An 8,753-nucleotide genomic window follows, 5' to 3' on the forward strand; every position below is an offset into this window, starting at 1 on the left:
GCCTGCACTTCACGCCCGAAGTACTGGCCGAGCTGCAGGCGCGGGGCTTCGCCAGCGGCCACGTCACGCTGCACGTGGGCGCGGGCACCTTCCAGCCGGTGAAGGCCGAGCTTATGGACGGCCACCCCATGCACACCGAGCCCATTATCGTGACGGCTGCTCTGTTGCGCCAACTGCTGGCGCACCGGCCGGCGCCGGTTATTGCGGTGGGCACCACCAGCCTGCGCACTCTTGAAACGCTGTACTGGCTGGGCGCGGGCCTGTTGCTGAACCCACCAGCCACTGAGCCGGCCGCCGAGTTGCTCGTGACGCAGTGGCAGCCCTACGAGCAGGCCGAAGCAGCCGCCAGCATCAGCCCCGAAGCGGCCCTTACGGCGCTGCTGGGCTACCTCGAAGCCCGCGGCACCGATACGCTCGAAGCCAGCACCCGCCTGCTGATTGCGCCCGGCTACCGGTTTCGGCTGGCGCAGGGGCTCATCACCAATTTTCACCAGCCCGAAAGCACGCTGCTGCTGCTGGTAGCCGCCCTGCTGGGCCCCGGCTGGCGGGAAGTGTATGAGCACGCGCTGGCCCACGGCTACCGCTTCCTGAGCTACGGCGACAGCTCGCTGCTGCTGCCGTAGCCAGGCGTATGCAATTGAGAAAGAATGCCGTAATGCCTGAAACAAATACCGGCACAACCATTGCAAGGGGGCTTCGTATAGAGGGCCGTTTCCCTTCAATTCTTTACTCAACAACTGAAACCTCATCTCGCCATGAAATTCAAAACCCTCAGCCTGTTTGTTGCTGCCTGCGCCATCAGCACCGCTTCGTTCGCCCAGCAGGAGCAGCCCCGCGTTGAAGTAAAAACGCGCGATAACGGCACGAAAAAAATCACGAAAGTGAACGCCGACGGTTCGTCGACGGTGATGAAGACCGGCAAAACCAACACCGGCGCTGCCATCGACAACACGAAAGATGCCGCCGGCAACGTGGCCCACAAAACCGGCCATGCCATCAAGCGCGGTGCTATGAAAACCAAAAACGCGGTGAAGCGCGGCGCCAACAAGGCCAGCGAGAAAACCAAGGAAGGCACTGCCAAAATGGAAGCCAAAACCGAATAGTCCTTTCCGGACCTGTTCCTTTCCGCATTTCCAAAAAGACCCTGGCCGAGGCCAGGGTCTTTTTTTTATTTCTGTTCGGAGCGGGAACGCTCGGGCTGTGGCTTCTCGCGCACTTCGTGCAACACTTTCTCAACCACGCCGCGCCCGAACAGGCTGATGCCCGCATTGAATACTACCAGTGCCGCCGTGCCAGCGGCCAGCCATTTTGAGGTCGGTACCTGCTGGTCTTTCAGGCTACCGGCCCAGTGCACCATGCTGGCACCGGCGCCAATGGTGGCCAGCCCCAACGGGGCAAATAAGAGCCATTTCGCTTTGTGCGTCATCGGAAAGAAATAGAAAAACGGTGAGTGTAATGCCGGAGCAGGGACTGCGATACATGCCCAAGGCTACGACCAGCGCGTACCTTGCGCCTTTTCGCCTACGCACCCTTGCCGCCGCGGTTGCGGACCCAGCCGCCGTTTGCCCATGACGCCTTACGAACAATTGCTGCACCTTGCCTTCACGACCCCCAACGACGTGAAGTATTACCTTACGCCCACTGCCCTGCGCGCTTATGCCGAGCTGCGTACCGCGCCGCCGGCCCAGCGCCCGTTCCGCTTCGAGCAGGTGCGCTTGGGGCTGGCCATGAGCCTGCTCAAGCTGGTATCGGAGCTGGGCGACCACGCCGAAAGCCGCCAGGTACTCGACCTGCTGCACCGCGCGCTGAGCGAGGCCCGCTCACCCGAAGACATCGACCGGATTGTGAGCCGCGAAGCCCGCCTGTTCGACCGCCTCTACGAAAACCTGTATGTGAACGAGGAAGGCGAAGAGCTGCTCAACCTGTTTGGGCGCACCCTCGAAGCCGACGCCCCCGAACTGCTCGACGATATTGCCCAGGAGGGCGTGGACCTGGCCCGCACGCTGGATTTCGACACTGACGAGGAATAACCAATTTCGCGACGCCCTGCCCCTACTGCTTATCATTTATCCCCATGCTTCTCATCATTCTCGGGTTTATCATTCTGATGCTGGGGTTGAATGCCTCGCGATTTTCGGAGCGGCTGGAACGCCTGCGCGGTGGGCTGGTATTTCTGGGCGGGGCGTTTCTGGTGCTGGGGCTAGCGCTGAGCACGGTGGTGCAGGTAGGCGTGGGCCAAGTGGGCGTGCAAACGCTATTTGGGCAGGTGCAGCCGCGCGTGCTGCCGCCCGGCCTGAGCGTGGTGAACCCACTGGTGGACGTGACGCGCTTCGACACCCGCACGCAGAACTACACCATGTCGGCCCAGCACGGCGAAGGCCAGCAGGCCGGCGACGACGCCATTCGGGTGCTTTCGGCCGATGGGCTGGAAGTAGTGATTGACCTGACCGTGCTCTACCACGTGGTGGCCAGCCAAGCGCCCAACATCCTGGCTACCATTGGCGAAGACTACCAGGATAAAATCGTTCGCGCCATTTCGCGCACCCGCATCCGCGACAACGCCGTGTACTACGACGCCGTGGCGCTGTACTCGACGCGCCGCGAGGAATTTCAGGCCCGCATTCTGGCCGCCATCGAAAAGGACTTCCGCCACAGCGGGCTGCAGCTCGACCAGCTGCTGATTCGCAACATCCAGCTGCCCGCCTCGGTGAAAGCCAGCATCGAAAGCAAGATTTCGGCCGAGCAGGAAGCGCAAAAGATGCAGTTCGTGCTGCAGAAGGAAAAGCAGGAAGCCGAGCGCAAGCGCGTAGAAGCCCAGGGTATTGCCGACTACCAGCGCATCGTGAACACCGAGCTCAGCGACCGGCTGCTGCAGTACGAAAGCATTAAGGCCCAGCAGGCCATTGCCACTTCGCCCAACGCCAAGGTCATCATCATGGGCAACGGCCGCGGCGCGGTGCCCCAGCTGCTGGTAGGCGATAAGTAGCCGCTGGCAGCCTACGAAAAAGGCCCGCTGCATATGCAGCGGGCCTTTTTCGTAGGGCGGGCCCCGTGGGCGATGCCAGGCTTAGTACCCCGGGTTCTGGGTCAGGTTGGGGTTTACGTTGATTTCGCGCTGCGGAATGGGCAGCACCAGGTTGTTAGCCGTAGCGGGCAAGGTGCCCACTGCGCGGCCAATCCGCTTGAAGTCGTGCAGGTAAAAGCCTTCGAAGGCCAGCTCCTGGTGCCGGTCGCTGAACAGCAGGTCGGCGGTGACATCGGCCGCGGTGATGAGGGGGGCGTGGGCCCGCTCGCGCACGGCGTTCAGGTCGGCGAAGGGAGCGGCGCCCACGCTGGTACCCGCGCGGAAGTTGCCCTCGGCGCGCGTCAGGTACATTTCGGCCAGGCGCATCACCTTCACGTTGCCAAACACTTCGTCGAACTTCGTGGTCAGGTTGCCATTGTCCTGGTTGAAGAGCAGGCCCCGGTCGTCGGCGGCGTCGTAGCTCGCCACAAAGTCATCACTCACCGAAATATCTCCGCCCCGGCCATTGGTCGAGTAGAACGTGTTCAGGTCGTTGATGCCGGACTGCACGTTCACCTGCATCGCAAAGATGTCCTCGTTGGTGTTGCCTTTGGCCGCAAACTCGTCGGAAACCGGCGTGATTAAGCGGAAAATGCCCGATTGAATCACTTTGTCGGCTTCGATGGCGGCCAGGTTGTACTTGCGCTGCTGCAGATACACGCGCGACAGCATGCCGGACGCCGCGTAGGTGGTGGCGAAAATATTGGTCGTGGCCGAGCCCGGGGCCGAAGCCTTGAGCTTGGCCTCGGCATCGAGCAGGTCGAGCAACACCTGCGCGTACACTTCGGCCACCGTGTTGCGCGATACCTTAGACGCCGGGCCCGTGGCATCGATGCCGTTGTTGATGTTGGTGGCGGTGAGCACCAGCGGCACACCGGGGTTGGTGGCCGGATTGCCGTTGTTCCAGTCTTTGGCAAACAGCCGCACCAGCTCGAAATACATGGCGCCCCGGATGAACTTGGCCTCGCCGGTAATCTGATTTTGCTTCGAGGGCGTCACCTTGCCAATGTTAGCCAGCACCGTATTGGCAATGTTGATGGCCTGGTAGGCCTGGTTCCAGGTGCCCGACACGAACGTGTTGGTTTTGGCGATGTCCTTGTGGTAAATCTCGTTGGGCTGCACATAGGTGCCCTGCCAGAACAGCTCGCTGCCAGCCCCCTCGGGGTCGCCCAGCAGGTCGGCAATGTATTGGATGCGACCGCCGTAGAGGTCGCTGCTACCCAGCACGGCGTAGCCGCCGCGCAGCAGCGACTCTACATCGGCGGAGCTTTGAATGGCTTTATCGGCCAGCACGGTATCGACGGGCTCGATATTGAGGCGCTTGTCGCAGCCCACCAGGGGCGCCGCCAGCAGCACCGAGCCGGTGGCCAGCGCACGGAAAAACTTATTCATGGTGTAGTCGGAATGAATGGGAGGAAGGGCTTGCACCCACAATGCGGAAATTAGAAGCCAATGGAAGCGCCGAGCGTGTAGGTGCGCAGCTGCGGGGCCGAGTAAAAGTCGTTGCCCTGGCCAATGTTGCCGGCCACGTAGTCGGCATTCACTTCTGGGTCGGAGCCTTTGTACTTGGTGAACGTGAGCAGGTTAACCCCCGTCAGGAAAATACGGGCACTCGCCAGGTGCGCCTTGTTCATCATGGCGGTGGGGAAGGTGTAGGCCAGCGTGGTGGTTTTCAGGCGCACGTAGTCGCCGTTGGAGAGGTAGCGCGACGAGTTGTTGTAGCCGGTGTCGAGGAACAGGCGGGCCTGCGGCACGTTGGTGATGTCGCCCTCCTTCTGCCAGCGGTTGAGCTGGTCGGCCGTCTGGTTGTCGAGGCCGTTGCCGAAGCCCGTCGACATATACTGGCCGGCCCCGTTGTAAATCTTGTTGCCGAAAACGCCCTGGAAGGTAAAGTTCAGCTCGAAGCCTTTAAAGCCGAGGGTGTTGGTCACGCCGCCCGTCCAGCGGGGGTTGGGGTTGCCCAGCACCACTTGGGCAGCTTCGTTGTAGTTGTTGGTGGTGCCAGTGCTGTGGTCGATGTAGGTGGTACCGTCGGCATTGGTGGCGTTCTTCCAATACAGCGCGTCGCCGTTCTTGGGGTCGGCGCCGGCAAACTCCTGGGCGTAGAACACGCCAATGGGCTGGCCTTCGATGGCCCGGTTGATGTAGCCGCCCTGAATTACCTGCCCGCCTAGGTTCGTGACGCGGTTGATGTTGGTAGCGGCGTTGAAGCTCGTCGTCCAGGTGAAGGCGCCCACGGCGTTGCGGGTCGAGAGCGAAAACTCGAAGCCTTTGTTCTCCATGTTGCCCACGTTGCGGAACAGCGAGGTGAGGCCGGTGGTACCGGGCACCGAAGTTTGCAGGGCCAGGTCGCGGGTCTTTTTCAGGTAGAAATCCACTTCGCCGTAGATACGGCCATCGAGAAAGCCGAAGTCGAGGCCGGCATCGGTCTGGGTGGTGGTTTCCCATTTCAGGTCGGGGTTGCCAAACACGGTGGGCCGCTGCGTCGAGAGCTGGCCATAGGCGCCCGCGCCGTACTGGGGCAGGTAGCCGAAATCGACAAAGCCCTGGTTACCCGTTTGGCCGTAGCTGAAGCGCGGCTTCAGCGTGCTCAGGATTTTCTGGTCTTTCAGGAAGCTTTCCTCCGTCAGCACCCAGCCAATGGAAGCGCCCGAGAAGGCGCTGTAATGCTGGGCAAAGCGCGACGAGCCGTCGATACGGCCGCTCAGCGTCACGAGGTACTTGTTGGCGAAGGCGTAGTTGGCCCGGCCGAAGTACGAAAGCAGCGCGCTCGACGAGCTGGTGGAGTTGCCCCCGCTGATAACCGCCGAGCCTGACAGCGTGCGGTAGGCATCGCCGGCAAACTGCAGGCCCTGAATGAGGTTGCCCGTGCGCTTACGTTCCTCGAACGAGGTACCAGCCACCACTTCGAGCGAGTGCTGCTCGCCCAGGGTGGGGCGGTAGGTAAAGTAGTTGTTGGTGGTGAAGCGCGTATTCTGCACGTCGCCGTTGTAGCCCGAGCCGTTCACGGTGAAGCCAGTGTTGCGGGCCGTGAGCAGGCCGGCTTTGTAGTCTTCGTTCTGAAACAGCAGGTCGAGGCCCACTTCGCTGCGAAAATTCAGCCCACGGGCAATGTCGTAGCCCGCGTACACGTTGCCCAGCGTGCGGAATACCGTGGTCACGTTGCGCACGTTTTCGAGGCTCAGCACCGGGTTGTAGTAGATGGGGTAGTTGGTATTGGGGGTGCCGGTAGCCGGGTTCAGGGCGCCGCTGGTCAGGCCCGTGCGGGGGTCGATGGCGGGTGTAATCGGCGACAGGGCCACGGCCTGGTAAGCCGTTCCGAACGAGTTGTCGTTGTCGATGCGGTGGTTTTTGGAGCGCGACAGGTTCAGGTTCACGCCCATGGTCAGCCGGTCGGTGGCCTTGTGGTCGAGGTTGACGCGGGCATTCATGCGCTCGAAGCTGTTGTTGCGAATAATGCCCTGCTGGTTGATGTAGTTGCCGGCAATGTAGAAGCGGGTGCGCTCGTCGCCGCCGGTGGCCGACAGCGAATACTGATTGGTGGGCGCGCGCTGCTCCACTTCCTTTTGCCAGTTGGTATTCACGGCGCCCGTTTTGTAGTCGTCGTTGCCGGCCGAGTAGCGGCGCAGGCGCGATTCCGCAAACGTCACGTAGTCAAACGTCGGGTCCAGCTTGCTGGAGTTGGCGGCGGCTTCGCGCACGAGGGCCACGTACTGGTTGGCATCCAGAAACTTGCGCTCGCGGGTGGGCGTGCTCAGGCCGGTCTGGTAGCCCAGCTCGAAACGGGTGGCACCGCTCTTGCCCCGCTTGGTGGTGATGAGGATAACCCCGTTGGAAGCGCGCGAGCCATAGATTGCCGAGGCCGAGGCATCTTTCAGAATGCTGATATTGGCAATGTCGTTGGGGTTGAGGTCGGTAAGCGGGTTGGTGGGCGCGCTGGTGCCCGAGTTATCGTCGCTGATGACGGGAATGCCATCAACTACATACAGCGGCTGGTTGTCGCCGCTCACCGACGACGTACCCCGAATGCGCACCTTAGTGGCCTGGCCCAGCTTGCCGCCGCCGTTCTCGATGAACACGCCCGTGGCCTTGCCCTGAATGGCCTGCTCGAACGTCACCACCGGCACGTTGTTAATTTCCTTGCTGCTCACGGTGGCCACCGAGCCCGTCAGGTCGGCTGGGTGCCGTAGCCCACTACTACCGCTTCGTTCAGTTGGGTAGCAGCGGCCTGCAGCGTCACGTTGAGTACACTTTGGCTGCCCACTGCAATGGTCTGCGTTGTGTATCCGACCGAGCTGATAACAAGGGTGGCGTTGGGCTGCACGCTCAGGGTGAAAGCCCCGTCGGCATTGCTGCTGACGCCGTTGCTGGTGCCGCGCTCCAGAATGGTGGCCCCGGGCAGCGCCCCCCCATCGGAAGCCGTTACGCGGCCGCTGATGGAAGTAGTTTGTGCCCAGGCAGCTGCCGAGCTTAGGCAGGCCATCAGCAGAAGCAGCCACAGCCTGATATGAGGATAGAAGGCTTGTTTCATAATAAAAAGAGTGAGTGACTGGCGGAATATGCCGCCGCAAAATTTTCGAAAGTAACGAAACAGCTGCGCTATAAATGATGAATTATCAATGATAGCGCCTGTATGATGCAACAATCGGAACGATTGCACACCCTGTTTAGCAATTTCATGGAAAGGTCATCGGCCCGCCGGAGCGGCAACCGTGGCTGTCGTGCCTACCTTTACCCACCTCATCCCGGCCTGCGCCTTCGGGCGCGTGCTCTCGCTCTGCTTTCTGCTGCAATGCCCACCATTCATTACCTGACCACCGCCGAGGCCGTGGCCACCGCCGCCGCGCATTTCGCCACCCTGCCCCGCATCGGTATCGACCTGGAATTCGACGACATGCGCTACCGCTACGGTCGCCATTTAGCGCTCATCCAAGTGTTCGACGGGCGCGAGGTTTTTCTGATTGACCCCCTGCCCCTGCCCGACATGGCCGCCGACCTCGAGCCCCTGTTCCGGGTGCTACGCGACCCGGCCGTGGCCAAGGTGTTCCACTCCTGCAAGTCCGACATTCTGCTCCTCGACGAGGTATTCAGTGTCAACTGCCGCAACATTGTGGATACCAGCGTCCAGTTTACTTTGCTGGCCGCCGAAGACAATAATATTTCGCTGGGCCGCCTCATTCAGGCCGAGCTGGGCTTTGAAGTCGACAAGGGCGAGCAGAAATCGAACTGGCTGAAGCGCCCGCTCACCGAGGCGCAGAAAGAATACGCCGCCAACGACGTGCTCTACCTGTTCGAGCTCACCGACCGCCTCAGCGCCCGCCTCGAAGAGCTGGGCCGCGCCGACTGGGCCGCCCAGGAAAACCTGGCCCTCGAAGCCGTACGCTACGGCCGCGACGACCCGCGCCCGTGGTCGCGCAACGCCGCCAAGTATAAGATTTCGAGTCAGGAAATGCCCATTTTCCGCGAGCTGTACCTGCTGCGCGACGCCGTGGCCCGGCAGCTCGACCGCCCGCCCTACCACGTGCTCAGCAACGACCGCCTGGCCGAGCTGGCCCGCAACCCCATCGAAACCGCCATGCAGCTGCGCACGGCCAACGGCCTGCACCCCGAGCTGAAACGCTCGCCCTACGCCGAGCAGCTGCTCAGCATCGGCACTACCGATTTGGCGCCCGATGCCCCCCTGCCCGCC

Annotated in this window: 9 protein-coding genes; 5 read left to right on the plus strand and 4 right to left on the minus strand. The window is 61.8% G+C overall.

All coding sequences use genetic code 11. The annotated features are described in order from the left end of the window. Positions 1-623: S-adenosylmethionine:tRNA ribosyltransferase-isomerase (locus ACYVDE_RS09090; RefSeq protein ID WP_460501173.1), on the plus strand; the 623-nt coding region annotated here is incomplete at its 5' end. A 132-nt stretch (positions 624-755) separates the two neighbouring features. Then, the gene (locus ACYVDE_RS09095; RefSeq protein ID WP_460501174.1) at positions 756-1,103 is read left to right on the plus strand and encodes a hypothetical protein; all 348 of its coding nucleotides are present in this window, start codon (positions 756-758) and stop codon (positions 1,101-1,103) included. 65 nt (positions 1,104-1,168) lie between these two features. Here ACYVDE_RS09095 and ACYVDE_RS09100 read toward each other — a convergent pair whose 3' ends face one another. Continuing rightward, entirely contained in the window at positions 1,169-1,426 is a 258-nt protein-coding gene (locus ACYVDE_RS09100; RefSeq protein WP_460501175.1) for a hypothetical protein, read from the minus strand. A gap of 142 nt (positions 1,427-1,568) precedes the next feature. Between ACYVDE_RS09100 and ACYVDE_RS09105 the strand changes: the two genes are divergently transcribed. Then, on the plus strand, positions 1,569-2,030 hold the full coding sequence (locus ACYVDE_RS09105) for a hypothetical protein (RefSeq protein WP_460501176.1): 462 nt from the start codon (positions 1,569-1,571) through the stop codon (positions 2,028-2,030). A gap of 44 nt (positions 2,031-2,074) precedes the next feature. Continuing rightward, on the plus strand, positions 2,075-2,986 hold the full coding sequence (locus ACYVDE_RS09110) for a prohibitin family protein (RefSeq protein WP_460501177.1): 912 nt from the start codon (positions 2,075-2,077) through the stop codon (positions 2,984-2,986). Positions 2,987-3,067: 81 nt separating this feature from the next. Here ACYVDE_RS09110 and ACYVDE_RS09115 read toward each other — a convergent pair whose 3' ends face one another. From ACYVDE_RS09115 to ACYVDE_RS09125, 3 genes are read right to left on the minus strand one after another with little or no spacing between them, the layout of a single operon-like run. Further along, on the minus strand, positions 3,068-4,456 hold the full coding sequence (locus tag ACYVDE_RS09115) for a RagB/SusD family nutrient uptake outer membrane protein (protein ID WP_460501178.1): 1,389 nt from the start codon (positions 4,454-4,456) through the stop codon (positions 3,068-3,070). 50 nt (positions 4,457-4,506) lie between these two features. After that, the gene (locus tag ACYVDE_RS09120; RefSeq protein WP_460501179.1) at positions 4,507-7,224 is read right to left on the minus strand and encodes a SusC/RagA family TonB-linked outer membrane protein; all 2,718 of its coding nucleotides are present in this window, start codon (positions 7,222-7,224) and stop codon (positions 4,507-4,509) included. An 8-nt stretch (positions 7,225-7,232) separates the two neighbouring features. After that, positions 7,233-7,595: a carboxypeptidase-like regulatory domain-containing protein gene (locus tag ACYVDE_RS09125; protein WP_460501180.1), complete on the minus strand. Its 363-nt coding sequence runs from the start codon at positions 7,593-7,595 to the stop codon at positions 7,233-7,235. A gap of 261 nt (positions 7,596-7,856) precedes the next feature. On the opposite strand from ACYVDE_RS09125, the gene ACYVDE_RS09130 reads away from it, so the two are divergent. Further along, positions 7,857-8,753, plus strand: an 897-nt coding sequence (locus ACYVDE_RS09130) for a ribonuclease D (RefSeq protein WP_460501181.1), incomplete at its 3' end; no start/stop codon positions are given.

The sequence above is a fragment of the Hymenobacter agri genome (assembly GCF_054778495.1).